Origin of the sequence: Sphingobium sp., assembly GCF_033795625.1 — a bacterium.
Taxonomy (GTDB): domain Bacteria; phylum Pseudomonadota; class Alphaproteobacteria; order Sphingomonadales; family Sphingomonadaceae; genus Sphingobium.
Window position 1 is genome coordinate 14,942 of record NZ_JARYGI010000017.1, and the last position, 24,930, is coordinate 39,871.

At 59.6% G+C, this 24,930-nt stretch carries 26 protein-coding genes, 1 tRNA gene and 1 pseudogene; 14 read left to right on the forward strand and 14 right to left on the reverse strand.

Features of this window, described 5'->3' with window-relative positions:
* The first annotated feature begins 74 nt into the window (after positions 1–74).
* Entirely contained in the window at positions 75–1,697 is a 1,623-nt protein-coding gene (locus tag QHC67_RS10320; RefSeq protein ID WP_319294099.1) for an ATP-binding protein, read from the forward strand.
* 11 nt (positions 1,698–1,708) lie between these two features.
* Here the strand turns inward: QHC67_RS10320 and QHC67_RS10325 are convergent, their stop codons facing one another.
* The 5 genes from QHC67_RS10325 to QHC67_RS10345 all read right to left on the reverse strand — a co-directional run bounded on the left by QHC67_RS10325 (position 1,709) and on the right by QHC67_RS10345 (position 8,636).
* Positions 1,709–3,163 (reverse strand): MATE family efflux transporter, encoded by a 1,455-nt coding sequence (locus QHC67_RS10325; RefSeq protein ID WP_319293990.1) that lies wholly within the window; start codon positions 3,161–3,163, stop codon positions 1,709–1,711.
* A 25-nt stretch (positions 3,164–3,188) separates the two neighbouring features.
* Complete coding sequence (locus QHC67_RS10330; RefSeq protein WP_319293992.1) at positions 3,189–5,813, reverse strand: valine--tRNA ligase; 2,625 nt, start codon at positions 5,811–5,813, stop codon at positions 3,189–3,191.
* A gap of 78 nt (positions 5,814–5,891) precedes the next feature.
* On the reverse strand, positions 5,892–6,470 hold the full coding sequence (locus QHC67_RS10335; protein WP_319293994.1) for a DUF2497 domain-containing protein: 579 nt from the start codon (positions 6,468–6,470) through the stop codon (positions 5,892–5,894).
* A 50-nt stretch (positions 6,471–6,520) separates the two neighbouring features.
* Positions 6,521–7,930, reverse strand: coding sequence for a TolC family outer membrane protein (locus tag QHC67_RS10340; protein WP_319294101.1), 1,410 nt, complete (start codon positions 7,928–7,930; stop codon positions 6,521–6,523).
* A 67-nt stretch (positions 7,931–7,997) separates the two neighbouring features.
* Entirely contained in the window at positions 7,998–8,636 is a 639-nt protein-coding gene (locus tag QHC67_RS10345; RefSeq protein WP_319293996.1) for a protein-L-isoaspartate O-methyltransferase, read from the reverse strand.
* Positions 8,637–8,849: 213 nt separating this feature from the next.
* Here QHC67_RS10345 and QHC67_RS10350 point away from each other — a divergent pair.
* A tRNA-Cys gene (locus tag QHC67_RS10350) sits at positions 8,850–8,923 on the forward strand.
* Between the two features lie 69 nt (positions 8,924–8,992).
* On the opposite strand, the gene QHC67_RS10355 is transcribed toward QHC67_RS10350, so the two are convergent.
* Positions 8,993–9,256, reverse strand: a complete 264-nt coding sequence (locus QHC67_RS10355) for a hypothetical protein (protein WP_319293998.1) — start codon at positions 9,254–9,256, stop codon at positions 8,993–8,995.
* Positions 9,257–9,355: 99 nt separating this feature from the next.
* On the opposite strand from QHC67_RS10355, the gene QHC67_RS10360 reads away from it, so the two are divergent.
* The 7 genes from QHC67_RS10360 (at position 9,356) to QHC67_RS10390 (ending at position 14,994) form a co-directional block, all read left to right on the forward strand.
* Positions 9,356–9,508, forward strand: a complete 153-nt coding sequence (locus QHC67_RS10360) for an AsnC family transcriptional regulator (RefSeq protein ID WP_319293999.1) — start codon at positions 9,356–9,358, stop codon at positions 9,506–9,508.
* 116 nt (positions 9,509–9,624) lie between these two features.
* Positions 9,625–10,857 carry an aromatic ring-hydroxylating oxygenase subunit alpha gene (locus tag QHC67_RS10365; RefSeq protein ID WP_319294001.1) on the forward strand — a complete coding sequence of 411 codons (1,233 nt, stop codon included), beginning with the start codon at positions 9,625–9,627 and terminating at the stop codon, positions 10,855–10,857.
* A gap of 37 nt (positions 10,858–10,894) precedes the next feature.
* Positions 10,895–11,404, forward strand: a complete 510-nt coding sequence (locus QHC67_RS10370) for a 3-phenylpropionate/cinnamic acid dioxygenase subunit beta (protein WP_319294003.1) — start codon at positions 10,895–10,897, stop codon at positions 11,402–11,404.
* 287 nt (positions 11,405–11,691) lie between these two features.
* The gene (locus tag QHC67_RS10375; RefSeq protein WP_319294004.1) at positions 11,692–12,183 is read left to right on the forward strand and encodes a hypothetical protein; all 492 of its coding nucleotides are present in this window, start codon (positions 11,692–11,694) and stop codon (positions 12,181–12,183) included.
* The gene (locus tag QHC67_RS10380; RefSeq protein WP_319294006.1) at positions 12,180–12,983 is read left to right on the forward strand and encodes a crotonase/enoyl-CoA hydratase family protein; all 804 of its coding nucleotides are present in this window, start codon (positions 12,180–12,182) and stop codon (positions 12,981–12,983) included. Before QHC67_RS10375 ends, QHC67_RS10380 begins: the two co-directional genes overlap by 4 nt.
* On the forward strand, positions 12,980–13,699 hold the full coding sequence (locus tag QHC67_RS10385; protein WP_319294008.1) for a dienelactone hydrolase family protein: 720 nt from the start codon (positions 12,980–12,982) through the stop codon (positions 13,697–13,699). The genes QHC67_RS10380 and QHC67_RS10385 overlap by 4 nt, the downstream gene beginning before the upstream one ends.
* Before the next feature lie 53 nt (positions 13,700–13,752).
* Positions 13,753–14,994 (forward strand): M24 family metallopeptidase, encoded by a 1,242-nt coding sequence (locus QHC67_RS10390; RefSeq protein ID WP_319294010.1) that lies wholly within the window; start codon positions 13,753–13,755, stop codon positions 14,992–14,994.
* A 1,060-nt stretch (positions 14,995–16,054) separates the two neighbouring features.
* Here QHC67_RS10390 and QHC67_RS10395 read toward each other — a convergent pair.
* Positions 16,055–16,222, reverse strand: coding sequence for a hypothetical protein (locus tag QHC67_RS10395; protein ID WP_319294012.1), 168 nt, complete (start codon positions 16,220–16,222; stop codon positions 16,055–16,057).
* A gap of 57 nt (positions 16,223–16,279) precedes the next feature.
* On the opposite strand from QHC67_RS10395, the gene QHC67_RS10400 reads away from it, so the two are divergent.
* The 5 genes and pseudogenes from QHC67_RS10400 (at position 16,280) to QHC67_RS10415 (ending at position 20,729) form a co-directional block, all read left to right on the forward strand.
* On the forward strand, positions 16,280–18,379 hold the full coding sequence (locus QHC67_RS10400) for a TonB-dependent receptor (RefSeq protein WP_319294014.1): 2,100 nt from the start codon (positions 16,280–16,282) through the stop codon (positions 18,377–18,379).
* Positions 18,380–18,513: 134 nt separating this feature from the next.
* On the forward strand, positions 18,514–18,720 hold the full coding sequence (locus QHC67_RS10405; RefSeq protein ID WP_319294016.1) for a hypothetical protein: 207 nt from the start codon (positions 18,514–18,516) through the stop codon (positions 18,718–18,720).
* A 14-nt stretch (positions 18,721–18,734) separates the two neighbouring features.
* Positions 18,735–19,928, forward strand: coding sequence for a cytochrome P450 (locus QHC67_RS10410; protein WP_319294018.1), 1,194 nt, complete (start codon positions 18,735–18,737; stop codon positions 19,926–19,928).
* Between the two features lie 78 nt (positions 19,929–20,006).
* Positions 20,007–20,207 (forward strand): annotated as a pseudogene (locus QHC67_RS19210) (TetR/AcrR family transcriptional regulator); the annotation flags it as partial.
* 69 nt (positions 20,208–20,276) lie between these two features.
* Positions 20,277–20,729, forward strand: a complete 453-nt coding sequence (locus QHC67_RS10415) for a hypothetical protein (RefSeq protein ID WP_319294020.1) — start codon at positions 20,277–20,279, stop codon at positions 20,727–20,729.
* Between the two features lie 82 nt (positions 20,730–20,811).
* On the opposite strand, the gene grxD is transcribed toward QHC67_RS10415, so the two are convergent.
* The 7 genes from grxD to QHC67_RS10450 all read right to left on the reverse strand — a co-directional run bounded on the left by grxD (position 20,812) and on the right by QHC67_RS10450 (position 24,774).
* Positions 20,812–21,144, reverse strand: coding sequence for a Grx4 family monothiol glutaredoxin (grxD, locus tag QHC67_RS10420; RefSeq protein ID WP_319294022.1), 333 nt, complete (start codon positions 21,142–21,144; stop codon positions 20,812–20,814).
* A gap of 36 nt (positions 21,145–21,180) precedes the next feature.
* Positions 21,181–21,414, reverse strand: a complete 234-nt coding sequence (locus QHC67_RS10425; RefSeq protein ID WP_319294024.1) for a BolA family transcriptional regulator — start codon at positions 21,412–21,414, stop codon at positions 21,181–21,183.
* A gap of 7 nt (positions 21,415–21,421) precedes the next feature.
* A complete protein-coding gene (locus tag QHC67_RS10430) occupies positions 21,422–21,745 on the reverse strand; it encodes a DUF1476 domain-containing protein (protein ID WP_319294026.1) in 324 nt (107 codons plus the stop codon).
* A gap of 73 nt (positions 21,746–21,818) precedes the next feature.
* Positions 21,819–22,412, reverse strand: coding sequence for a 3-isopropylmalate dehydratase small subunit (gene leuD / locus QHC67_RS10435; protein WP_319294028.1), 594 nt, complete (start codon positions 22,410–22,412; stop codon positions 21,819–21,821).
* Positions 22,412–22,543 (reverse strand): hypothetical protein, encoded by a 132-nt coding sequence (locus QHC67_RS10440; protein ID WP_319294030.1) that lies wholly within the window; start codon positions 22,541–22,543, stop codon positions 22,412–22,414. The genes leuD and QHC67_RS10440 overlap by 1 nt, the downstream gene beginning before the upstream one ends.
* A 29-nt stretch (positions 22,544–22,572) precedes the next feature.
* Positions 22,573–24,021: a 3-isopropylmalate dehydratase large subunit gene (leuC, locus tag QHC67_RS10445; protein ID WP_319294032.1), complete on the reverse strand. Its 1,449-nt coding sequence runs from the start codon at positions 24,019–24,021 to the stop codon at positions 22,573–22,575.
* 66 nt (positions 24,022–24,087) lie between these two features.
* The gene (locus QHC67_RS10450; RefSeq protein WP_319294034.1) at positions 24,088–24,774 is read right to left on the reverse strand and encodes a glutathione S-transferase family protein; all 687 of its coding nucleotides are present in this window, start codon (positions 24,772–24,774) and stop codon (positions 24,088–24,090) included.
* Positions 24,775–24,930 lie beyond the last annotated feature (156 nt).

Sequence of the window (24,930 nt, forward strand, 5' to 3'; positions counted from 1 at the left end):
CAATCCATATGTGTCCGAAGAGTATGGGGAACGGCATGAGCAATATGACGGGCAGCGCTGAGTTCGAGCAGGCGATGCAGCAAGCCAGTTCCTCCGCCCGTGGCCCTTCGATGGGACTGGTGTTCCAGATCGCCGGATCCAGTTCGCAGTTGCTCCTCGAAACGGCCTGCCTTGCCCAATATAGTCATGACCCCGACCCCTCGATCGCCATGGCTGGACAGGTTGGCAGTCAGGTAAAGATGCGCGTCGGCAACAACTGGCTGGTCGCAAACGTCCGCACTATGGTCCTGGACCGCAACGAGCCCAGCAAGATCATAGCCGAGATCGATTTTCTCGGCGAAGGCGCGGAAGAACGGCTGACCGGCAAGATCTACGGTTTCCGCCGCGGCGTTACGCGCTACCCAACTCCCGGCACTGACGTCTACCCCGTCTCCAGCGTCGAAATGAACCAGATCTATGCTGCCGACGAGCGCCCCAACGTTCAGATCGGCATGGTATATCCCACCAGGAGCACGCGTGCGGCCCTGTATGTGGACTCGATGCTGGGCAAGCATTTCGCATTGCTCGGATCGACGGGCACCGGCAAGTCGACTAGCGCCGCGCTGATCCTTCACCGCATCTGCGACCTTGCGCCGCAGGGGCACATCGTCATGGTCGACCCGCATGGCGAATATTCGGCGGCGTTTCGCAGCAACGGCGCGATCTTCGACGTCAACAACCTCGCTCTGCCCTATTGGCTGATGAATTTCGAGGAGCATTGCGAGGTGTTCGTCACGTCCGAAGGATCGGACCGCACGCTGGACAGCGACATCCTTGCCAAATGCCTGCTCGCCGCGCGCAGCAAGAACCGGCTGGCGGAAAGCACGGGCCGCCTGACGGTCGATTCACCCATTCCCTATCTGCTGTCCGACCTAACGAACATCCTGCAGAACGAAATGGGCAAGCTCGACAAGGGCACAAACTCCCTCCCCTACATGCGGCTCAAGACCAAGATCGATGAGATCAAGAGCGATCCGCGCTACAGCTTCATGTTCTCGGGCATGTTGGTCGCGGACACGATGCAGGACTTCCTCGCCAAGATCTTCCGGCTGCCGTCCGAAGGCAAGCCCATCTCCATCATCGACGTGTCCGCAATGCCCTCCGACATCACATCGGTCGTGGTATCGGTTCTGGCGCGGCTGGTGTTCGATTACGCGATATGGGCGCGCAACGAGCCGCAGCGCCCCATTTTGCTGGTCTGCGAAGAGGCGCATCGCTACATCCCGAGCAGCACGACCGGCAATGGTCAGGCGGTGCGCAAGATCCTGGAACGCATCGCCAAGGAAGGCCGTAAATATGGCGTGTCGCTGGGCCTGATCACGCAGCGGCCATCGGACCTTGCGGAAGGTGTGCTCTCGCAGTGCGGCACGATCATCGCCATGCGCCTTAATAACGACCGCGACCAGGCATTCGTCAAAGCGGCGATGCCCGAAGGCGCGCGAGGCTTCCTCGATTCGATACCGGCTTTGCGCAACCGCGAGTGCATCATCTGCGGCGAAGGTGTCGCCGTGCCAATCCGCGTCGCACTGGACGACCTGGAAGAACATCGTCGCCCCGCATCGAGCGATCCAAGCTTCGTCACGCAGTGGCGAGAAATGGGTGGTGAACAGGAGATACTTGAGCGGACCGTCACGCGCTGGCGCAATCAGGGGCGCTGACTTCCCTGCGCCTATCCTGTAGGCGCCATCCGCCCCGTTGGTTCAGTGGCTGCGTTTGTCTGCTCGCGACACTCTTCCTCGTCCGGTGGGACGAGCAACTTCGTCGCCCGCCAGCTTCCCTGAAGATAATAGATCCCGGCCAGAATGAAGGAAGTGATGGAGCCGACCGGGAAGCTGAGCCAGATCGCATCGGCTCCGAGCGTGGGATAGGCAAGATGATAAAAGCCGAGACGCACCGGATATAGCGCCGCAATCAGGATCAGGAGGGGCGTGAACACCACGCCATTGGCACGCATCGTGCCGAACAACACCATCGTAAGGCCAAACAGCAGAAAGCTCCAGCTTGCAAGAAACTGCATATGGCGCGCAAGATCTATGGCAGGACTTCCACTACCGAGGAACAGGGCCAAGGCCGGTCGATCGAAGGCAAGCATCAGAATGATCAGAGAGCCCGTCATGAGCACATTGAAAGCCATGCCACGGCTCGCGATACCATTGACGCGGTCCCAACGCCCGGCCCCGATATTCTGCGCTGCCATGGCGCTTGCCGCCGCGCCGATCGCCATTGCCGGCATCTGCAGGTAGGTCCAGAGTTGCTGGGCAGCGCCATAGGCGGCCGAGGTGAGCAATCCTTCCCGATTGACGAGGCCGATCATGATAAGGCCAGCCGTCGAGATCACGATCATCTGCAGCCCCATTGGGAACCCCTTGGTGATGATGATCTTGAGTTGCGCGGCACTGGGGAACAGATAGGCGAGTTCCCTCCCCCGCAGCCGTAGCGGCAAGTCCTTCCGGTACACATATACGAGCAGGGCAGCCAGGCTGACGTAGCCCGCGACCGCCGTAGCGGCTGCGGATCCTGCGATGCCCATTGCCGGGACGGGCCCGACTCCCAGAATGAAAACGGGATTAAGCCCGCTATCCAGAATGACACTCAGGATCATGAACCAGAGCGGCGTGATCGAATCCCCCGCTCCACGCAGCCCCATCATGATCATGACGCTCATCAGCGAGGCAGGCATGGCAAGGAAGATGACGCGCAAATAGATCAAGGCGAAGTCGTAGGCAGGACCTGGTGTCGCGAGTGCAGTCAATATTGCGGGCGCCGTAATCCAGCCGACCGTTGCAACGATCAGCGAAAGCAGGAAGCAAAATCCAAGGGCAGAACCAAATGCCACTCGCGCGGCGTTCAGGTCGCGCCGGCCCACGGCCTGGCCCACCATGACCGTCGCTGCCATCCCGAAGCCGAACACGGCGGAGAACAACAGGAACATGATGAGATTGGCGTTCGCGGTTGCCGCCAGCGCCCCTTCACCCAGAAAACGGCCGACCCATATCGAGTTGATCGACCCGTTCAGCGATTGGAGTATGTTGGAAGCAAGCGTCGGCAGCGCGAACAGCAGCAGGGTGCGGCTGATGGTCCCGCTGGTAAGATCCCTGCGTTTATCCTGCGCCGTCGTTGCCACTGCCCCTCCTCGGCCTTGTTGTTTTTTACGCCAGCCTTGCCAGTGCCGCCGCCAAACGTTCCGCCTCTGCCGACTTCTCGGAATGATCGGCGCGGGCTTTTTCAACAGCCTCCGGCTTGGCGCGCTCGACGAAGCTCGCATTGCCCAGGCGCCCTGCAAGCGTGTCGCGTTCCTTGACAGCCGCTTCCATAGCTTTGGACAGGCGTGCCTTTTCTGCCGCGAGGTCAATGACGCCTTCCAGTGGAAGGATGTAGGTTGCCTCATCCACTACGATCTGTGCCGCACCGGCTTCGGTCGCAGTCCCATGCGCTATGCTTTCGACGCGTGCCATACGCGATAGCGACGTCTGCTGCCGCGCGAGGCGCGCTTTGGTGGCATCCGAGGCATCGCGCACGATCGCCTGCATCTTGGCGCCTGGCGGGACATTCAGTTCCGTGCGGCCCGTGCGAATGGCGGAGACCAATCGGATCAGCCAATCGATTTCCGCGCTGGCATCGGGATCGATGGCATGCGCGTCAGCCTGCGGCCAGTGGGCGACGATCAGGTCGCCTGCGCGTGCCCCCATCGCGTGCCACAGTTCCTCGGTGATGAACGGCATGAAGGGGTGCAGCATGACCAGGATCTGGTCGAACACCCATCCCGCTACCGCTTTGGTTTCGTCATCGATCTGCCCTTTGATCAACTCCAGATACCAGTCGCAGAACCGATCCCATACGAAGTGATAGATCGCGTTGGCAGCGGCATCGAACCGCAGGTCGGCCATGGCGAGATCAAGGGCCTGAACGGTGGCGATCGTTTCCGCTATGATCCAGCGGTTGACGGGAAGCGTAGCATCGGGCGCACGTAAGGTTGCCGATGCGCCGATCCCATTGGATTGCAGAAAGCGCGCTGCATTCCACAACTTCGTCGCAAAGTTACGATAGCCCTGAACGCGGTTCTCATCCATCTTGATGTCGCGACCCTGGCTTTCCATTGCCGCCATGAAGAATCGTAGAGCATCGGCCCCGAAGGCGTCGATCAGGCCAAGCGGATCGACCGTATTGCCCTTCGACTTCGACATCTTGCTGCCATCGGCGGCGCGGACGAGGCCGTGCAGGTAGAGCCGTTTCCACGGCACGTCCTTCATGAATTCGATGCCCTGCATCGCCATGCGCGCATCCCAGAAGAACAGGATATCGAAGCCGGAAATCAGCAGATCATTGGGGTAGTGCCGCGCGACCTGCGGCGTTTCGTCAGGCCATCCGAGGGTGCCGAAGGGCCACAGGGCGGAGGAGAACCAGGTGTCGAGGACGTCGGGGTCACGGGTGAGGCGTTTGTTACCCGCAAGGTCCTGCGCGGCCGCTTGGTCCTCGGCGACGTAGACTTGGCCTTCATCGTCGAACCATGCGGGAATCTGGTGCCCCCACCAAAGCTGTCGGGAAACGCACCAGGGCTGAATGTTGTCCATCCAGTTGAAGTAGGTCTTCTCCCAGCTTTTGGGGACGATCTCGATCGCACCGGATTTCACCGCTTCGATAGCGGGCTTCGCGAGCGTTTCGGCGTCCACATACCACTGATCGGTAAGCCACGGCTCGATGACGACGCCGGAGCGGTCGCCATAGGGCGTCTGGATCACGCGGTCCTCGATCTTGTCCAGCAGTCCCAGTGAATCGATAGCTTCGACGACCAGCTTGCGCGCGTCGAAGCGGTCCAGCCCGACGAATTCCGCGGGGATGAGACCGTCGGCAACCTGAACCACCCTTGCATCGGCGTCGAGCATGTTGAGCATGTCGGCCGCCTTGAAGCCCGCCCGCTTGCCCACTTCGAAGTCGTTGAAATCATGGCCCGGCGTGATCTTGACAGCGCCCGACCCCAGTTCCGGGTCCGCATGTTCGTCCGCGACGATGGGGATCAGACGGCCGGTTATCGGCAACTTCACCATCGTCCCGATCAGCGCCTGATACCGTTCATCGGCAGGGTTCACGGCAACCGCCATGTCCGCCAGCATCGTCTCGGGCCGGGTAGTGGCGACGGAGATGTGCCCCGACCCATCCGCGAGCGGATAGCGAAAATGCCAGAACTTGCCGTTGATCTCGCGCGTTTCGACTTCAAGGTCGGAGATGGCGGTTTTAAGGCCGGGGTCCCAATTCACCAGGCGCTTGTCGCGATACAGCAGGCCGCGATTGTACAGCTCCACGAACACCTTGATGACGGCCTTCGAGAAACCTTCGTCCATGGTGAAGCGCTCATTCGCCCAATCCATCGAGCAGCCCAGGCGGCGCAACTGGCGCGTGATCTCGCCGCCGCTTTCCTCCTTCCACTCCCATACTTTCGCGACGAATTCCTCGCGCGTGAAGTCAGTGCGCTTTTGCTGGCGCAGGTTCATCTGCCGTTCGACCACCATCTGCGTCGCAATGCCCGCATGGTCAGTGCCGACCACCCACAGCGCATCCTTGCCACGCAACCGCTCGTAACGGACGACGATGTCCTGAAGCGTGTTGTCCAGCGCATGACCGATGTGCAGGCTGCCCGTCACATTCGGCGGCGGATTGACGATCGTAAAGGGCTGCGCATCCGGGCGTTCTGGGCGGAACAGGCCGTTGCTTTCCCAATGGGCGTACCAGCGGGATTCAATTTCAGCAGGATCGAAAGTCTTTGGCAGGTCGGTCATGCGACTGCCTTAGGGTTCAAACCCTATCACCGCAACGGTCGAGCCACGAAACAATATGCCGATGGCGGTGTCACCGCGTCACAATTCGCGGCTGGTGATCCGCGCGATTTCCTTGGCCACCATGGCTTCTACCAGATCGGGCAGGTTCGCATCGAGCCACTGCTTCATCATCGGGCGCAGCAATTCGCGCACGAGAGCCTCCAGCGTGTTGTCGTCATCACCCTGGGGTTTCACAAGCATCGAGGACAGCGTTGACAGCGAATGCCGGGCGGCCACCTCGCTCTCCACCGACAACATAGTGTCGACAGATGTTGGGGCAAGGGCCTGTTCAGAGGTCGGCGCCGGGGCCGAATTACGTGCAGCTTGCACCATTTCTTGCGACTCCGGAGTAGTGGATGTTGTGGGATCGGATTCCGGTTCGTCGCTGGCAGTAGCGTCGGTCAAGTCGAAGGCGTCGGTCAGTTCAAGGACTTCATCCACCTGCGCACCGCGGATGACGCCGCTCGAATCCTCCTCCGGTTCGGAAGCGGCGGCGCGGCCTCGACGCAGGGATCGTGGCGCAGCCGCCTGTGCGGCCTCATCGCCTTCCTCGGCGATGATACGCTTGATGGAGGACAGAATATCTTCCATCGAGGGTTCCTTGCTCATGTCCCCCATCACCTTACATCGCCTTGTGCCGTATGACGATCAACGCCGCGCGTTAACCATCACTTCGTTTCAGGTGCTACCTTGGCGTTTTGTGCGGGCGTGTCAACGGTGCGCGTAGCGACAGGTACCGGCGCGGGGTCTCCACCCCAATCGAGCAACTTGTTCTTGACCCGGTCATAGTTCTGAACCGGGTCGTAAAGAACGCCGGCCGCCAGCCCAAGGTCATCCGCCTCTGCGTGGCCCATGGACGCAAGCAGGGAGAAGCCCGCGACATAGGCATTCCGCTGAGCGGAAACCAGCTCGACACGGGAGATCAGCGCCTCCTGCTCGGCGTTCAGGATGTCGAGGATAGTCCGACTGCCCACGGAGTTTTCGGCGCGAACACCCTCCAGCGACAGCGCCGTGGCGTCCACCGCAGCCTGGCTGGACACGATGGTCTGCAGCGATGCCTGCCAACTGGCATAGGCAGCGCGGACTTGTGCAATGACGCCGCGCTCTATCTCGATCTCCCGCTCGATAGCTTGCGACTCGAAGGCTTGGCTCTGCCGTACCTGCGCCGCCGGACGGCCGCCTTGATACAGCGGTATGTTCAACTCTACGCCGGCTGCCGCAGATTTGTTAATCTGGGAGTCACTCTGGCCAATCGGCAAGGTGTTGAGATAATTCGTGTATCCCGCCTGCGTGAAGGCCGACACGGTGGGTTTTGCAGCGGCGCGAGCCACTTTGACATCATAGAAGGCCGCTTCGCGCTGCTTTTTTGCGGCAAGGATGTCGGGATTGTCCACCACAGCGACCTGCACCGCAAGATCGGGGTTGGCGGGCAGACCCGGCAGAGGCGGAGGCGTTTCCAGGTTGTCCGGCGGCGAGCCTACCAGTGCTATATAGTTTTCGCGAGAGCGGATCAGATTTGCTTCCGCCGTCTGCAAATCGCTGCGCGCCAGCGCCAGGCGGGATTGCGACTGCGCGATGTCGGTGCGCGTGAGATCGCCCACTTCGAACCTGTCGTTCGTAGCCTGGAGGTTCACCTCCAGAACGCCGACGTTAGCGCGGTTAAGCGATACGATCGCACTATCGCGGATCACGTCCATATAAGCTGCTACGACCTGCGAGAAGACTGATGCCTCTGTTCCGCGCAGGCTGGCACGGCCCGCTTCGACACGCGTCTTTGCCCCGCGCACGCCATTTTTCACGGCCCCGCCCGCATATAGCGGCACGCTTAGCTGGGCGTTGGCTGTCGCCGCGCGCTGGGGAGAAGTGAAGCTGATCGTCGGCTTCAGGATGCTTTCGGTGTAGTTGCCGGTCGCATTCAGGCGTGGCCGCCCCCCTGCTTTTTCGATCGGCACGTTTTCATCGACTGCGCGTTGCCCGGAACGCGCCCCGGTTAGCGTGGGGTTGCTCTGATAGGCCTTCAAAAGCGCTTCCTGCAGCGTCTCTGCGGAAGCGGGCTGCACCAGGACTGCGCTTATCATCGCGGCAGAAGTTCCCAGCAACGCAAAGCGCCGCATGGCCATCAGACTGTTCAAATTCCCACCCTTTTCAAAACACGAACGTCTTCGGCCTCGCAAAGCCCGGCAATGCCGCCATGTCGATGTCGGCAATATGCTGCATACCAAAGGCGCCATGGATCTTCCGGCCCATAGCCAAGCGCGACATCCCCTTGTCGATCACCCCGGCAGTCAGACGCCCCCCATCCGCCAATTGCTCAACGAGCGCAGAAGGTACCTCCTCTATGGCGCCGTCGATGATAATGACATCATAAGGCGCTCCTGCAGCATGCCCGGCGTTCAATGGTCCGTTCACGATACTTACATTCGACAGGAAGTCGTTTGCGGCCATAATCGGTGCCTCTTCAAGGGCCGTCACATGCGCACCCATTTCTGAGAGGACGGCGGCAGTATAACCGCTGGCCGCTCCGACGAGCAGCACCTTCTCACCGCGCTTTACCGCGGCTTCGGTCAAAAGACGACCGGTCGCGAGCGGCGGGTTGAGGCTGCGCCCGCCCGCCAATGGCACAGGACGATCTATGTAGGCCATTGCCTGCCGCTCCGCAGGCACGAATGCTTCGCGGGGCACATGAGACATCGCCTCAATCACGTGCACGTCACTCACATCGCTGGTGCGAAGCTGACTCTCCACCATAGCAGTGCGCATCGAGGCGAAATTCGGTTCACTCACCACAAATCTCCGACCGGCATACTGTGTTGCACATGCCATACAGTAAATAGCTTTGGGAACCTCTAATTCACCTGCTGCACAAGGCCAAGCGGCTTTACGCATTTCCCTAGCAGATTTTTCCGGCGCTGCGGGCGTGTTCTTGCGGCCACGGCGGTCTAGCGCTTGACTTTGCCGACTACCCTGCGCATTGGCGTGCTCCCACGACAGCGGTTTGGCCCGATGGCGGAGTGGTTACGCAGAGGACTGCAAATCCTTGCACGCCGGTTCGATTCCGGCTCGGGCCTCCACCCCGTCGGGCGACGCCTGACAACATTGATATCGTGGATTTTCCGCTAATTCAGGGCACTCGCCGATTGTCAGCGGACGCCGCGGACGATGGCGCGCAGCTTCTCGACCAGCAGGCGTGCGACGGCGCCATTTTCAAGTTGCACCTCGATGTCGATCAACAAGACCTCGCCCGACTGGCGCGCACATATCTGATCGGGGATGATGTTGCGCTGCGCGAAAAGCCCTGCAACCCGCAGCATCACCTGCGGGTCCAGCGCAGCGCGCACGGCAAAGACGTGCTTCTTGGCGGCCGCCACGAGGTCGGCCCGACATTGGAAATCTAGCGCCGGCACATCAAGCTCCCCATCCTCTCAGGAACATTCGATTGTTGAGCCCCTTATCGCACCAGACGAGAGGCAAAACCCCGAATATCCGCATTTTTGGGGAAAATCATGCCTGCCGAACTCGACCCCATTGACCGCAAAATCCTCACACTCATGCAAAAAGACGCAAGCCTCACCGCCGCTCAAATCGCCAGGAGGGAACGGCCGCTTCCGCTCGATCAAGATCAAGGCAGGATGAGCGAATTTCATTCGCAGCCTTAAAAAAGTTCCATTGGCAATTCCGAATAAATGGGACTAAGTTCTCCCAATTCCTTGGCGCGACGCGTCGGGGGAGCTGAATGACAACGATACGAGAATGCCTCAATTAGGAGCAGGATATGACCACGACCTTGCCGAAGACATCGCTCTCGTTTCGCGACCGCATGGACGTTGAAAATGGGCTGGTTGATCGTAAGATATTCAGTGACGATGAAATATACCAACTCGAATTGAAGCGCGTTTTCGGCCGCGCGTGGCTCTTCATGTGTCACGACAGCCAAATCCCTAATTCGGGCGATTTCTTCCAGACCTTCATGGGTGAAGAGAAGGTGATCGTCGTGCGTAACCGCCAAGGCGGGGCCGAAGTTCTCATCAATGCCTGTCGCCATCGTGGGGCAGCGGTCTGCCGCGCGCATTCGGGCAATACCTCGAAATTCATGTGCGCCTATCATGGATGGACATATGATCTTAACGGCAATCTGATCGGCGTTCCGGGCAATGCCGAGCTTTACGATAAGACAATCGACCGTAAATCCTGGGGCCTGGGCAAGGCTGCACAGGTGATGTCCTACCGGGGCTTCATCTTTGCAACACTCGACCCAGAGGCGCCCCCGCTCGAGACCTTCCTGGGCGGAGCCGGCAAGGTCATGATCGACAAGCTCGCCGACTACGGAGATATCGAGGTCGTGCCGGGTGTGATCCGACACCGCCTGAAGGCGAACTGGAAAATCGGCATGGAGAACGACCAGGACTATTACCACGTCGGCATTACCCACGCGTCGCTCTTCGACGCCTGGCAGTCGTCCAGGGCCGAGGTCAACCAGCAATACTGGATCGACAACAAGGGTGACATAATCCTGGGCGAATATGGTCACATCACCGATACGATGCCGGGTCATTTCCACAGCAGCATCTTTCCGCACATGAGCCTCCTGACCGATCTCCTTCAAGTCGTCATTGTCAGGCATCCGAAGGGGCCGCAGGAGCTTGAAATGCTCTACTTCACCTTCGTGGACAAGAACGCCTCCCCGGAGGAGCGAAAAGCCGTAATCGACCGGAACATCATGCGGCTTGGACCGTCAGGCATGGTAGAACAGGACGATGGCGAGAATTTCGAATTCTGCACCACCGGCTCTGCGTCGCAGCTGCTGCGCGACCGGCCTTTCAATTACCAGATGGGGCTGGGAAGTGCCAAATTGAAAGAAGGCGATGATCGCGACTTTCCCGTGTTCGAGGGAGATCGGACGTCGGAAGTTTATGCCCGCTGGCGCATTCAATGCTGGGCCGACTGGATGGATGCCGAGAATTGGGATGACCTCATCACGAACCACTCGCTTCCGGCTGCACGCTGAAAACGCCTTTTGACCAAATCGGATGCGGGATCTGAAAATGTATTTGAACGCCGAAGCACAGAATGAGATCGAACAATTCTTTTATGAAGAAGCTGCCCTTCTGGATGAGCATCGCTATTCCGATTGGCTCAAGCTGTTCACTGAAGATTGTCGCTATTGGATGCCTATAAGGCAAACGCGCTTGGCAACGCAGATGGAAGATGAATTTACAAAACCCGGTGAAATTGCCTTTTTCGATGACGACTTGCCTGGCTTGGCCAAGCGCGTGCACAAGCTTGAGAGTCCCTACGCCTGGGGAGAAAGCCCACGGCCGCGGACCCGGCATATGTACCACAATATTCGTGCCATCGCGGTCGAAGGCGCTGAAATTACAGTCAGCTGCAACTTTGTCTTCTATCGCTCGCAACTGGAAGACGATGTGGACTGGTTCGTGGGACGGCGGGAGGACATTCTGCGCCGGGTGGACGGCCAACTTAAGATCGTCTGGCGGAGCATCTTCCTGGATCAGACGGTGATCGAAGCCAAGAATATGAACCAGTTCTTTTAGCCACGACCGGCACCCAGCGCGTTATTTTCTCCTGCACACCCCGATTTACCGACATCGGACCGTCAGACCAGGGGGCCAACATTGCCCCGCGCGCTGGTCGCTAAATCCGGAATTAACAGCCGATGAAACTCGTTCATGACTAGCCGAACCTTTTCTCATTTGCAGACTTTCGGCGCAACGGTCATAATGGTGCGCGCTGCCGCTAGCGTTACGAAATGCTACTCTTCCAGCGCAGTTACGCAAACATGTTGCCGGAAATCCGGCAGCGGCAAAGTAGAGCTGAGAGGTTGGCCATGATCTTCCACAACTCCATTCCCGCCGACAACCCTCAATTGGTTGCCGATGTTATCGCCCGCATCTGGGGCGGTAAGGCAGAATCTTTCAGGTTCCCACCCTGGCCCGGAGCCTTTGTTGCCATTGCCGGCGACGATCGGGGGACGACGCTCGAGGTCTATCCAAGAAATCAGGCAATGGCGCCTGCCCCGGCCTGGGCAAAGGAGATAGCGACCGGTCCTCAGCCAAACGCGGAAGGGGAAGATCCTGTCCACTATCCTTTTCATGTCGCGATGAAGACGCCCAAATCGCAAGAGGAAATCTTTGCGATAATCGAACCGCTGGGCTGGCGCGTACTGAGAGCGTCGCGCGGCGACTTTTTCGACGTGATCGAGGTTTGGGTGGAGAACAGCCTTCTGCTCGAAGTGCTCACCCCTGAGATGCAGGCGGACTACCAAAAGAACGTGAATCTGGAAATGTGGCGTTGGACGAAAGAGGAAGCATGACCTTTATCAAAATAGAGATTGATGGTCATGTCGCGGTCGTCACAATGGACTCACCGACGACCCGCAATGCCCTTGGCACGGACGAGCAGTACGCAGCGATCGAGGATGTTTGCCGTCGCATCTCCCATGATCGGAATATTCGCGCCGTCGTCTGGACGGGAGCGGGCCGCGCCTTCTGTGCGGGCGGCGATATCAAGCTGATGCGTGATCGTGCCCTCGGTGGGGACATCGAGCCAATCCAGGATCGCTATCACTACAAGGAAGGCATCCACCGGATTCCGCTTGCCCTCTATAATCTGGAAGTTCCCGTGATCGCCGCCGTAAACGGTCCGGCGATCGGCGCAGGCCTGGACCTAGCATGCATGTGCGACATGCGGATCGCCGCGTCTTCGGCGAAATTCGCCGAGAGCTTCGTTAGCCTGGGTATTATCCCTGGCGATGGCGGAGCCTTCCTCCTGCAGCGGCTGGTGGGCCCGGCGAAGGCGGCGGAGATGACGTTTACTGCCGATGTGATCGATGCCGCCGAAGCGCTGGCGTGCGGACTGGTTTCGCGCGTCGTTGCGGACGAAGCCTTGCTGCCCTGCGCCACCGAAATGGCGGGCCGCATTGCCCGGAACCCGCCACACGCCTTGCGCATGGCCAAACGCCTGCTCAGGGAAGCGCAGCATGCACGGCTCGAGACCGTGCTGGAATTGTCGGCCTCCTTCCAGGCCCTGGCCCATGCAACAGAAGACCATCGCAGCCGGATCGACGCGGCCGTCGGTCGGATCAGCCCTAAAAAGAGTGAAACGGCTTCATGAGAACCGAATATGTCGACGTACCCATGCGCAATGGCGCGACCATGGGCGCGTATATTGCCTATCCAGACAAGACTCCTGCTGGATCCGTGATTTCGATCATGGAGATCTGGGGCGTAAACGACACCATGCGCCAACACGCGCAGGAGTATGCCGAGGCTGGATATATTTGCCTCGTGCCGGATTTGTTCTGGCGGCAGGAAGCCGGGGTCGAGCTTTCGGATCGAGATCCCAAGGATGTCGAGAAGGCCTTCGATCTCTATTACGGCTTTGACTATGATTTAGGCGTTGAGGACATGGAAGATGTCCAGGCCTATCTTGAGACGTTGCCTGAATCGAATGGCAAGGTCGGCGCTGTTGGATACTGTCTTGGCGGCAAGCTGTGTTATCTGATGTGCTGCCGCACGGAGATCGACTGCGCCGTGGCCTATTACGGCACCTACATCGAGCATAATATTCGCGAAGTCGGCAACCTTCACCGTCCGTTCGTGCTGCACATGGCGATGAAAGATCGCTGGGTGCAGCGGGAGGTCAACGACCTGCTGCTGCGCAAGCTTTCGCCCAACCCGCTTGTCGAGATCCATCAATATCCAGATGCCGATCATGCGTTTGCCCGTCATGGCGGCCTGACCTACAGCAAACCCGAAGCCGACCGGGCGCTCGAACTCTCGCTCGACTTTTTTGCGCGTCATCTTCAGGCGGTCAACACGACCGCCTGACCGAGCGCGCCGTGCCCTTTCAGGCGCACCAAAGATATTTCAGGACTAAGAACATGAGTAACCTGTCGTTCGCTCCCAATCCCCCGATCCTGTCGCTTAAAGAGAGGGATCGCCGCTGGGAGGTGATCCGGGACATGATGCGAAAGCGCGGGGTGGAATGCCTGATCATCCCGGCGGCGCCGCATCGGTATCCCGCCGACATCTACTTCACGAACGACATTCCGGGCTGCTCTATCATCTTCCCTCTCGATAGCGAGCCTGTGGCGATGCACAGAGGTGCATCGATCGCGGGATCGTGGCAGCAGGCGCGCGATTGGGGCGAAGGCACCTGGATCGAGGATATGCGCTTTGGTGCCCGAGGCTCCATCATGCTGGAGGTCTTGCGCGAGCGCGGCCTGACCGGCGCGCGAATCGGTACGATCGGGGTCATGGGCGGGCCTAACCTCATCCCTGTCGGCTGGGCGCCAACGCCTTTCTGGGCGTCAATGACAGCGGCGCTTCCAGATGCGACATTCGTCGAGCTTTGGGACGATTTTGCAGAGATATGGCTCACCAAGAGTGAAGAAGAAGTGGCGCTCTTCCGATACGCGTCGCAAATCTCCGAACAGGTGTGCCAGGTGATGCTCGATGTGACACGCGTCGGCGTCAGCGAGTCGGAAATCTACGCGGCGATGATGCACGAATATTATCGCAACGGTGCGTCGCCAGCGCATGACCTGATCTTTCATTCCGGGCAAGAGAACCTCAGCTGGGACGTTCCTCGGTGGATGTATCGCGCGCAGAAACCGCGCACGCTCCAGGACGGCGATGTCGTTCTCTCCGAAATCATGCTGGTCGTCGGCGGGATCGAGGCGCAGGCGCAAATGTGCATCGGGGTCGGGAACGTCGCAGAGCCCTTCCATCGTGCCGCAGAAGTCGCCAGGGAATCCTATGAGGCAGGGCTTGCGACGATCCGCGCAGGAGTTCGCTTTGGCGACGTTGCCGAAGCCATGCAGGAGCCGCTGCGCCGCGCCGGTGCCTGGCACCTGACACCGCACATTCACAGCGTCACGCCACTGACGCTTGTCAGTGCAGTGACCGAGGATCTCGACCCAAGCATCAGCAAGATGTTCAAGCGCGTAGATCAACTACCAGGCACGGGCCTCGACGTCGTCCTCGAGGCTGGAATGGCGCTGGCGCTCGAGCCCAATGCCGCTTTCGGCCGACAGCAGGTCAACATCGGTGGCAACGTGGTCGTTACCGACACAGGTGGCGAGGAACTTAATACGATCTCCAATTACATGCACTTCGTATAGAAGCGCGAGAATACGATCGGCTTCCTGGCTCCAATAAGGCTATCAGCCAGACCTTAGGTACGATATTCACAACACATGCCCGCCTACTCACGGGCATGTGTTGGTTATACTCAGCGCAATGCACTTGGCTCAGCATGAACGGCCGCCTGCCATCCTTCCTATAGCGCCCGCCTTTGTTGTGGCCGGTCGCCGAAATAACCGGTGGCCGATGAGCCAATCGTAGACCAAACTGCAGCGCCCCAGAACCAGCGCCAGTCCGCTGCCGCGAACTTTAAGCACAAGCAATCCAAAACACCCGAAATCCGAAGCTTGGCGACGCATAGAGTTGCACCGCCACTTACCCCTCCTCCTGTCGCACCTGCTATTACTTAGCATCAGCGTGAGCGGACGGTTTACTCTCCGGCCTTGGGCATTCGGTCAGATGCTGACGATGCATACGGACGGCGAAAGAACGCGATGGCGGCCATCGGAGAGTTTAGTCTCTTGATCGGAATTTGATCCGAACGGAGTTCGCGTGGCGGAGATGTCCTATTTGCGAGATGGCGTGGCTGCAGATCATGCCCATTATAGGCGCTCCTTGCAGCCATGATGTTCCCGTACTGAGCTAGTAAAGGGACATTTGCAGTCGAAAGCCTCGCTAATTGAGCAGCCGGCAAAATTCCAAGGCAAAAGGAGATGTGATCGTTGAAGGGAACTCGATCTGTGGATTGGACAAATTTCCACAAACGTCAATTCAGGCGGGCTTGGATTGACATTTAGTAGATTGCGGATCGACAGAGTTCGTTTTGATATCCGAATGCCGAGGCAGGCCAGTCCGGCTCTCACATTCGCCCAAAAGTTGCCTGGTCGGATGTCGCGCTTGCTAGTCCACGCCTCACGAACTCGTGCTGAGGCCAGCCGGCCGCTGCAACTTGCGTAAATTCGCCCTCACGCCAATTTAGCCGAGCCGTGCATTTAATTTGCTCATGACTTCCGTAGAATATTTGCGTTTGTCGATTTGGACACTTTGTACATAATAGCTTTCTGAACTCACTTAATGTGCGGTGTCAAAGCCCGTACATCAAAGTTCTAAAAGCTCTTTGCGGGCAAAAAAAATTGCGGGGCTGCCGGGCATCACCGGAGGTAAAATCCGTAAAAATTGGGGAGAGATATCGAAATGCGAACCTGGATCCATAATAGCCTGTTTTGTTGCACTGCGGCCTCCGCCTTGTGCGCGGCAACCGTTCATGCACAAACTCCAGGGAGCGCATCCTCCCCCACACCGCCCGACTCCGCGCCGAAAAGCATGTCGAGTGCGCCGTCCCAAGGCGGATTGGAGGACATCGTCGTCACTGCCCAGAAGCGCAGCGAAAGGCTTCAGGACGTTCCCGTCTCCGTTACCGCCATTAAGGAGGAGCAACTGGCTTCGATGGGCGTAGCGAGTGCGGTCGATCTGCGGATCGCCGCCCCCTCCTTGAACTCGACTGCCGCTAGTGGGTATATTGCCAACAGCATCCGCGGGGTCGGAACGCTGGCCTTTTCACCTGGCGGCGAGTCCCCTATCGGTCTCTACATCGACGGCGTCTATGTCGCGGCACCGCAGGCGAGCGAACTTTCTCTCAACAACATTTCCTCTGTCGAAGTCCTGAAGGGACCCCAAGGAACCTTGTTTGGCCGAAACGCCACCGGCGGCCTAATCCAGATCACCACGGCCACCCCGAGCGACGTCGCGAAAGGAAAATTGGAAGTCGGCTACGGCAACTTCGATACTTGGACCGGCAAGGCCTATCTGGCCGGCGGCATCGCCGAAGGTTTGGCAGCCGACGTTTCTTTCAGTGGCAGAACACGTGGCAGCATTGGCAGGAACGTTACCAATCCAGACTTCGGTGTGGGAGATGTCCACCACGACATCTCCCTCCGCTCAAAAGTGGTTTGGGTGCCGGGAGATACAACCACGATCACCGCCATTGGCAATTATTGGGACGGCCGTGATACCTTGGGTTACTTCGTGCAAGTACCGGGAAAGCTTCCGGGATTCGCGCAGGCCCCGATCATCAGCACGGACCGCGGATATAATGCCGACTTCAATTTTCCTGACACTCAGAAGGGATGGTCCGCAGGCGGCACGCTGAAGATCGAGCAAGACCTTGGCGGTGCGATGCTCACCAGCACCACCGCTTACCGGAAGGGCGCTCTCCATATCCTGCGGGATCTCGATTACACGTTTCGCGACGTGGCCAGCCTCGACCTCCGCCAAGTTGATCGCCAGTTCAGCCAGGAGTTTCAGATCGGATCAGTCGGCAGTTCTCGCCTCAACTGGACCGCTGGCCTCTTTTACTTCTATTTGAACAGCAGCTACGCTCCTATCGTTATCGATCTTGATAACTTCCCCGATCCGGTTGCTGGCTTCTCAACGGTGACGGTAAATGCCACCACGGTGGCCAAATCCTATGCGGGATATGGCCAGGCATCCTATGAAATACTTGACGACACCCACTTGACGTTCGGCGGTCGCTACACGCGGGAGCGCCGGGAGGAACGCGGAGATCCTGTCAGAGTCGATATCGCGTTTCCCGGCGTGCCCCCGATTATCTTTCCAATCGCGGATCGTCACGATACGGCGAGCAAGTTCACCTATCGCGTCAGCCTGGACCATCGCTTCTCCCCAGACGCCCTCGCTTATGCGTCGTTCAACACCGGTTTTAAAAGTGGCGGCTTCAACATCGGCGCACCCGGCCAGGCGCCGTACGCGCCCGAAAACCTGAAGGCCTATGAAGTGGGTCTGAAGACCGATCTCCTCGATCGTCACCTGCGCATCAACGTTGCTGGCTTCTATTACGACTATAAGAACATCCAGGTCCAAAAGCTCCTCACTTCAGGCATCCTTTTCTTCAACGGGGCTAAAGCGCGCATCTACGGCCTCGATGCGGATTTTACCGCAGCCCTGACCGACGACCTGACCGTAACGGGCGGCATCAACTGGATCGATACGAAGTTCACGGACTTCCCGGTTTGCGACGTATCCAGCCCGGCTGGCGGCACGCCGCTCAACCCCAATGGCGTGTGTACCGGCAATACCATCCCCTTCGCGGCCAAGCTCACTGGAAGTGTCGCAGTCAGCTACACGAAGGAAGTCGCGGGGGGAAAGCTCAACGCCACTACCAATCTATACTACAATAGCGGTTTCGCGTTCGAAGTTGATAATGTTCTACGCCAGCCCCGATATGCGAAGGTCAATGCATCTCTGAAGTGGACGTCACCCAAGGGCTACTCGATCGGCGTCTTCGGCAACAACCTGACCGATCGGCGAACTTCGTTGCTTCAACTTACGCAGCAGAGCGGAAATACAGGCACGACCTACGCCGACCCTCGGACCTACGGCGTAACGTTGGGATTCGATTTTTGATTGTTTGTCGTAACATCCAGGCTGGAATGGATGGCCTGTCTGTCTTCGGGTGAAGTCCATGCCCTCTCGACTGATGATTTCTGGCATGTCTTTGCACGACGTCACGCGCGTCCGTTCGAACGCCTGGATTGAGCATGGCGACGTCCAAGCGGTCGAGAGGATCGCTCGATTTCGTCGAACGAGCACGTCTCCCCGCGCTGGCTGCGGACATAACGCAGACAGTGCTGGGAGACATAGTGTCCAAGATGAAGACTCCCGAATCCCGAGAGATCGTCGCAACGATAGACGGACTTGAGATCACCGACGACCGCGAGCAGCGCTGGCTGAGTAGAGCGCGATAAAGGAGAGCGTCAACATGAGCATTCAGCAAATCAACGTGGGGCCCGGAACCGCTCCGATCGTCTACCGTGCCAGGCTCCGCGATGCGGTCAAGACCGGACGGTTGGCCATCGATGGCGATACGGGGGTGACTTATGTCCTGCGCTACAACGACATCAAGCCCCTGCTCACCGACAAGCGCACGATCGGCGGTGGTCGCGCGTTGTTCGACATGCAGAACGTGCCGGCCGGGCCGCTGCCCGATTGGTTTCACTCGATCATGTTCAGCAACGAAGGGCCCGCACACCATCGCATGCGCCTTCTCGTGCAGAAGGCTTTCACGCCGCGGGCAATCGAGGGGCTGCGGGAAACGGCCGCGAAGCTCGTCGCGGAACGGCTGGCGCCAATTCGCGAGGCCGGGACGGGCGACCTTATGAAGGCCTTGGCCGATCTGCCGATGCAGATGATGTGTGCGCTGATTGGAGCACCGTCAGAGGATGCGCCTATGCTCATCGATTGGGTGAACGACCTTGGTCCTATCTTCGGGCAGATGACACCTGCCCAGATCGCCGCAGCCTCCGCCGCCATTTCCCAAATGCTTGCGTACAGCATTCAACTACGCAGCGAGCGATTGCACACCCCGGCCTCGGATCTCATGACGGAATTGATTGCAGCTGAAGAGGATGGCGATCGCCTCACGCCAGACGAGACAGCAGCGCTGGTCGCCAATCTGATCATCGGCGGATACGATACCACCGTGAGCCAGATCGGCTGCACGGTGCTGACCATGATCACGCATCCGGAAGCGATGGCCGACGTTGACGCGCATCCAGAGATACTCGATTCAGCCGTCAGCGAATGCTTCCGTTACGAGACAGGCGTTCCGCTGACCTGGCGCGAGGTGATCGAGCCGTTCGAGATTGACGGCACCACCTGCGCGAAGGGATCGGTCCTGTTCGTCAATATGCTGACCGCCAATCGCGACCCTACTGCCTGGCCTGACGCCGATAGCTTCCAGCCCCGCCGCTTCATGGACCCGGATGCCCAGCGACTGATCGCCTTTGGTGGCGGCATGCACCATTGCCTCGGCAGTTGGCTCGCGCGGATGACCATCGGCGAGGTTATCCGGGGCGTATCGGCATTGCGCCCCACTCTCGCAGCCAATCCGGCGGATCTGGAATGGGAGCAGGTGCTGGGGCAGAATCCGAAGCATTTGCCGGTTTTTGTCTAGCGCAATGCGGGACGCAGCCGATCGGGCCTGCAATGAGCCCGGCTAGCTTTGGGTGCAATTTCGTATAATGCCGATCCAATGCAAACAAAGAAGATCGACCGACAAAAGCGGGCGCAAATAGGCGAGGATCGTCGAGCGCGCACGCGGGCTTCCATTCTTCGCGCGGCATTCGAACTACTTGGGCGCCCGGAGGGCCGGTCGAGCCGGATCGACGAAATCTGCCAAGCTGCCAGTGTTTCCCGGGCAACATTCTACAATTACTTCTCGAGTGTCGAGGAGCTGTTTCGCGCAACGGCATTCGCTATCAGTCACGATTTCAACGACGCGGTCCGTGCCGTAGTACGCCGCGTGCCGGGCGGCGCCATTCGGCTTTCTTTCGCGCTGCGCTACTATCTTCATCGGGTCCGGCAAGATGCCGCCTGGGGCTGGGCGATGGTGAACATCAGTGCAGGCGGTCCAATTTTCGGTGAGGAGGCGGCGTGCTATGCTGTCGAGGCAATCGAAGAAGGCCTCGTCACTGAGCAGTTCGCCGTGCCAAATGTCGCGATCGGTTTTGACCTGGTGATGGGATCGGCGCTGTCTGCGATGGCCACCCTGTTGCGCAGTGAGCAGGCCGAAGAATATCCCGAGCTGATGATCGCGCAAATCTTCAGGGGAATGGGTGTTAGCGAGACCATGATCGAAAAGTGCACATTGCCGCCGCTCCCCGACCCGTTCGAATTTATTGCGGCGCATGGCATGGGTTCCGAGCACGATCTGATCGATGCATCGCCATTCCTGGCCCCTTCCCAGAGAGACTGATCGCGCACCACTGCCGAGATATCAAAAAGGCCGCGGCACTTGCGCGCCGCGGCCTTTTTTGAAGCTCTAAGGGTTTAAGCGGTCAGCCCGCCTTGGCAACGCCCTGTTCATCCATAAGCTGCTGCAGTTCGCCTGCCTCGAACATTTCCATCATGATGTCGCTACCGCCGACGAATTCGCCCTTCACGTATAGCTGCGGGATGGTCGGCCAGTCCGAAAACGCCTTGATTCCCTGCCGCACTTCCTGATCCTGCAGCACGTCCACGCTGTCATAATCGACGCCCAGATGCTCGAGGATGGCGATTGCCCGGCTGGAGAAGCCGCACTGCGGAAACAGTGGCGTACCCTTCATGAACAGCACCACGTCGTGGCTTTTCACGATCTCTGAGATGCGCGCTTCGGTGGCTTCGGTCATAATCTAAACTTCCAATGTATAAGCAGGCTATGGCGGCTAATTGGGAACGGCCGTCGTCAGTTGCAAGGCATGAAGCACGCCGCCCATGCGTCCGCCGAGCGCTGCATAGACGGCCTGATGCTGCTTGACGCGACTAACCCCCCGGAAGCTTTCCGAAACGACGCGTGCGGAATAATGGTCACCATCGCCTGCCAGATCGGTGATCTCGACCTGCGCGTCCGGAATGGCGGACCGGATCATTTCGGCAATATCGTCTGCAGCCATGGGCATAATAAGGCTACTTCACTTCCAGCAGCTGGCGCCGCGCAATCACGGCCTGTTCTTCCAACGCGCCGCGCACCGTGGGCTCGTCCGTATCCACTCCGGCCGAAGTGAGGTCGCCCACCACCTTGCGGATCACGTCCTCATCGCCCGCTTCCTCAAACTCCGCCTGCACCACCGACTTGGCATAGGCGTCTGTCTCTTCGGGCGTGAGGCCCATCTTGGCGGCTGCCCATTCCCCCAGCAGCCGATTGCGACGAGCGACGATGCGGAACAACATTTCCTGATCGTGGGCGAACATGTTCTCGAAAGCGCGCTCGCGGTCGTCAAAGGTCGTCATGGACGAAGGGCCTCACTGGCTAAACAAAGATAGGACCACCGAGATAGGCTGTGAAGCCGCGTTAGGCAACGCTCTAAGCCGCTGCGGGCACGATCCACGGCTCCGCGCCGCTGCGCCGGCTCTCGTAGGAGGCAATCGCGTCGCCCCGCGCCATTGTCAGCCCAACCTCGTCCAGCCCGCCCATCAGGCAATGCTTGCGGAACGGATCGATTTCGAACGTCAGCCGGTCCTGGAACGGCGTCGTCACCGTCTGGTGCTCCAGATCGACATGGATCGGATCGGTCCTCGCGACTTCCATCAGCCGGTCGATCGCCTCCTGCGGCAGAACCACTGTCAGAATGCCGTTCTTGAAGGCGTTGCTGGAGAAGATGTCAGAAAAGCTCGGCGCGATGACTGCCTTCACGCCCATGTCATTCAGCGCCCAGGCCGCATGTTCGCGACTGGACCCGCACCCGAAATTGTCCCCCGCAATCAGGATCGGGCTGCCCGCATAGGCCGGGTCGTCGAACACATTGTCCGGATCGGTCCGCAACGCTTCGAAAGCGCCTCTACCAAGCCCCACGCGACTGATGGTTTTCAACCACTTCGCAGCGATGATCATGTCGGTGTCGACATTCTTCACGCCAAACGGATAAGCGCTGCCTTCGATGGTCGTGACTGGCTCCATCAGCGCCCGCCCTTCGCGCTGGTTTCCACAGACTGCGTTTCCGCAGGCGTCTCTTCCGCCCGACCAATGCTTGCCGCCATCACGGCACTGGCCAGCGCGCCCAGCGCCAGCAACCAGAATGCCTTCTTCATTCGACCCGCCCCTTAACTTTCGTTAACCATCAATGCCTTGTCGTCAGTTCGCGCACATCCGTCAACCGTCCCGTGATCGCCGCCGCCGCCGCCATCGCAGGCGAAACCAGATGCGTGCGCGCGCCCGGCCCCTGCCGCCCCATGAAGTTGCGGTTCGATGTGGAGGCGCAGCTTTCCCCCGCAGGCACCTTGTCGGGGTTCATGCCAAGGCAGGCCGAGCAGCCGGGCTCGCGCCATTCGAAGCCAGCCTCGGTAAATATCCGGTCCAGACCTTCGGCTTCCGCCTGTCGCTTGACGAGCCCCGAACCGGGCACCACCAGCGCCTGCTTGATACCGCTGGCGATGTGATGGCCATCCAGCACAGCCGCTGCCGCCCGTAGATCCTCGATCCGGCTGTTGGTGCAGCTGCCGATGAAGATATGCTGCACGCCCACGTCCTGCATCCGCTGCCCGCTCGACAACCCCATGTAATCCAGCGCCGCCCGCGCTGCCGCCCGCTTCGACGCGTCCGCGAAGCTATCGGGATCAGGTACGCTGCCGGTGATCGGCACCACGTCCTCCGGGCTCGTTCCCCAGGTGACGTTGGGCGCGATATCTGCCGCATCCAGGTAGACCGAGGTATCGAACGTCGCACCCTCGTCGCTGCGCAGCGTCCGCCAGTACGCCACCGCCGCATCCCAGGCCGCCCCCTTCGGCGCCATCGGGCGACCCTTGATGTAATCGAAGGTGGCCTCGTCCGGTGCGAACAGGCCCGCGCGCGCGCCGCCCTCGATCGACATATTGGAGACGGTCAGCCGTCCTTCCACACTCATCGCGTCGAAGGTGGAGCCGCGATATTCGATGACATGGCCAGTGCCGCCCGCCGTGCCGATCTTGCCGATGATCGCCAGGATCACGTCCTTTGGACTGACGCCGAAACCCAATGTCCCCTCGACACGCACTTCCATGCTCTTGGATTTCTTGAGCAGCAGCGTCTGCGTCGCCAGTACATGCTCGACTTCGCTCGTGCCGATGCCGAACGCCAGCGCGCCGAGCGCGCCGTGCGCTGCGGTATGGCTGTCGCCGCACACCAATGTCATGCCCGGCAGCGTGAAGCCCTGCTCCGGCCCGACGACATGGACGATGCCCTGTTCCACGTCTGTCGCGCCGATATAGCGGATGCCGAACTCGGGCGCATTGCGCTCCAGCGCCGCAAGCTGCTGCGCGCTCTCCAGATCGGCGATCGGCAGGCGGTTACCCGCCGCATCCACTCGCGCGGTCGTCGGCAGGTTGTGATCGGGCACGGCCAGCGTCAGATCAGGGCGGCGCACCTTGCGCCCGGCAAGCCGCAGCGCCTCGAACGCCTGCGGGCTGGTCACTTCATGAACGAGATGCCGGTCGATATAAATGAGGCAAGTGCCATCATCCTGCTGTTCCACGACATGCGCGTCCCAGATCTTGTCGTATAAAGTGCGTGCCGAAGTATAAGACTGTGTCATGGCCCCTCCCCTAAACCCATCATTGCAATGGTTAAAGAGGAAGGAGCCCTGCGTGTAACAAAATTTCTATCGCTGCCGATAGTCGGCCGTGATCGTCCCGCATGCCGCGAGTTCCGCCTCGTGGCCCGCCTCGCGCCAGCTTTCCGCCAGAGCTTCGGTTTCCCACTGCTGCATGGCAGGCTGCGCGATTACATGATCGACCCATGCCTGCCCCGCCGTTCCGACGTCCAGCCCGTAAGTCCGCACGCGCCACGCGACGGGCGCATAGAACGCATCGACTATCGAAAAGGCCGGGCCGGCGAGCCACGGCCCGCCGAAACGCGACAGGCCCTCCGCCCAAAGCTCCGCGAGCCGCGCCACGTCCTTCTCCAAGCCAGCGGACATTGGCTTCAACGCGACCCGCACGCCGACATTCATGGTGCAATCGTTGCGGAGCGCGGAAAAGCCGCTGTGCATTTCGCTCACTGCTGATTGGGCCCACGCCCGCGCAGCCTCTCCGGCAGGCCAGACGCCATCATGGCGATCCGCAAGGTACAGCGCGATCCCCAGAGAATCCCAGACAGTACGCTCGCCATCGATCAGACATGGCACCGTCCCGGTCGGGGAGAAGGCACGAAACGCTTCGTAATTGCTGTCCGCCGCGAATGGCTCCACGCGATCCACGAAGGGCAGGTCCAGCCCCTTCATCAGCAGCCAAGGTCGCAACGACCAACTTGAGTAGTTCCGGTTTGCCGTGATCAACGTATATGCCATGCGAGTCCCCTTCGCCATCGCCCTAACGGGCTGCTGCTGCCGGGCAAATAGAAAGACCCGCCGCTTTACAAGCTGAGCTTATCGGTGCCCCCTCCCCCGCCGTGGCTGCAAACGCCTTCAGGACCGATGACAGTCTTTCATTTGCACAATTTATCA

Coding starts and splice junctions, on each gene's coding strand:
- QHC67_RS10365 (WP_319294001.1), top strand. CDS start 9,625: ATGACCACGACCTTGCCGAAGACATCGCTCTCGTTTCGCGACCGCATG.
- QHC67_RS10390 (WP_319294010.1), top strand. CDS start 13,753: ATGAGTAACCTGTCGTTCGCTCCCAATCCCCCGATCCTGTCGCTTAAA.
- QHC67_RS10360 (WP_319293999.1), top strand. CDS start 9,356: ATGCCTGCCGAACTCGACCCCATTGACCGCAAAATCCTCACACTCATG.
- QHC67_RS10405 (WP_319294016.1), top strand. CDS start 18,514: ATGGCGACGTCCAAGCGGTCGAGAGGATCGCTCGATTTCGTCGAACGA.
- grxD (WP_319294022.1), bottom strand. CDS start 21,144: ATGACCGAAGCCACCGAAGCGCGCATCTCAGAGATCGTGAAAAGCCAC.
- QHC67_RS10430 (WP_319294026.1), bottom strand. CDS start 21,745: ATGACGACCTTTGACGACCGCGAGCGCGCTTTCGAGAACATGTTCGCC.
- QHC67_RS10385 (WP_319294008.1), top strand. CDS start 12,980: ATGAGAACCGAATATGTCGACGTACCCATGCGCAATGGCGCGACCATG.
- QHC67_RS10395 (WP_319294012.1), bottom strand. CDS start 16,222: ATGAACGGTTGCCGCGCACAAGGCGGAGGCCGCAGTGCAACAAAACAG.
- QHC67_RS10450 (WP_319294034.1), bottom strand. CDS start 24,774: ATGGCATATACGTTGATCACGGCAAACCGGAACTACTCAAGTTGGTCG.
- QHC67_RS10320 (WP_319294099.1), top strand. CDS start 75: ATGCAGCAAGCCAGTTCCTCCGCCCGTGGCCCTTCGATGGGACTGGTG.
- QHC67_RS10425 (WP_319294024.1), bottom strand. CDS start 21,414: ATGCCCATGGCTGCAGACGATATTGCCGAAATGATCCGGTCCGCCATT.
- QHC67_RS10370 (WP_319294003.1), top strand. CDS start 10,895: ATGTATTTGAACGCCGAAGCACAGAATGAGATCGAACAATTCTTTTAT.
- leuC (WP_319294032.1), bottom strand. CDS start 24,021: ATGACACAGTCTTATACTTCGGCACGCACTTTATACGACAAGATCTGG.
- leuD (WP_319294028.1), bottom strand. CDS start 22,412: ATGGAGCCAGTCACGACCATCGAAGGCAGCGCTTATCCGTTTGGCGTG.
- QHC67_RS10330 (WP_319293992.1), bottom strand. CDS start 5,813: ATGACCGACCTGCCAAAGACTTTCGATCCTGCTGAAATTGAATCCCGC.
- QHC67_RS10440 (WP_319294030.1), bottom strand. CDS start 22,543: ATGAAGAAGGCATTCTGGTTGCTGGCGCTGGGCGCGCTGGCCAGTGCC.
- QHC67_RS10400 (WP_319294014.1), top strand. CDS start 16,280: ATGTCGAGTGCGCCGTCCCAAGGCGGATTGGAGGACATCGTCGTCACT.
- QHC67_RS10410 (WP_319294018.1), top strand. CDS start 18,735: ATGAGCATTCAGCAAATCAACGTGGGGCCCGGAACCGCTCCGATCGTC.
- QHC67_RS10335 (WP_319293994.1), bottom strand. CDS start 6,470: ATGGGGGACATGAGCAAGGAACCCTCGATGGAAGATATTCTGTCCTCC.
- QHC67_RS10340 (WP_319294101.1), bottom strand. CDS start 7,930: ATGATAAGCGCAGTCCTGGTGCAGCCCGCTTCCGCAGAGACGCTGCAG.
- QHC67_RS10380 (WP_319294006.1), top strand. CDS start 12,180: ATGACCTTTATCAAAATAGAGATTGATGGTCATGTCGCGGTCGTCACA.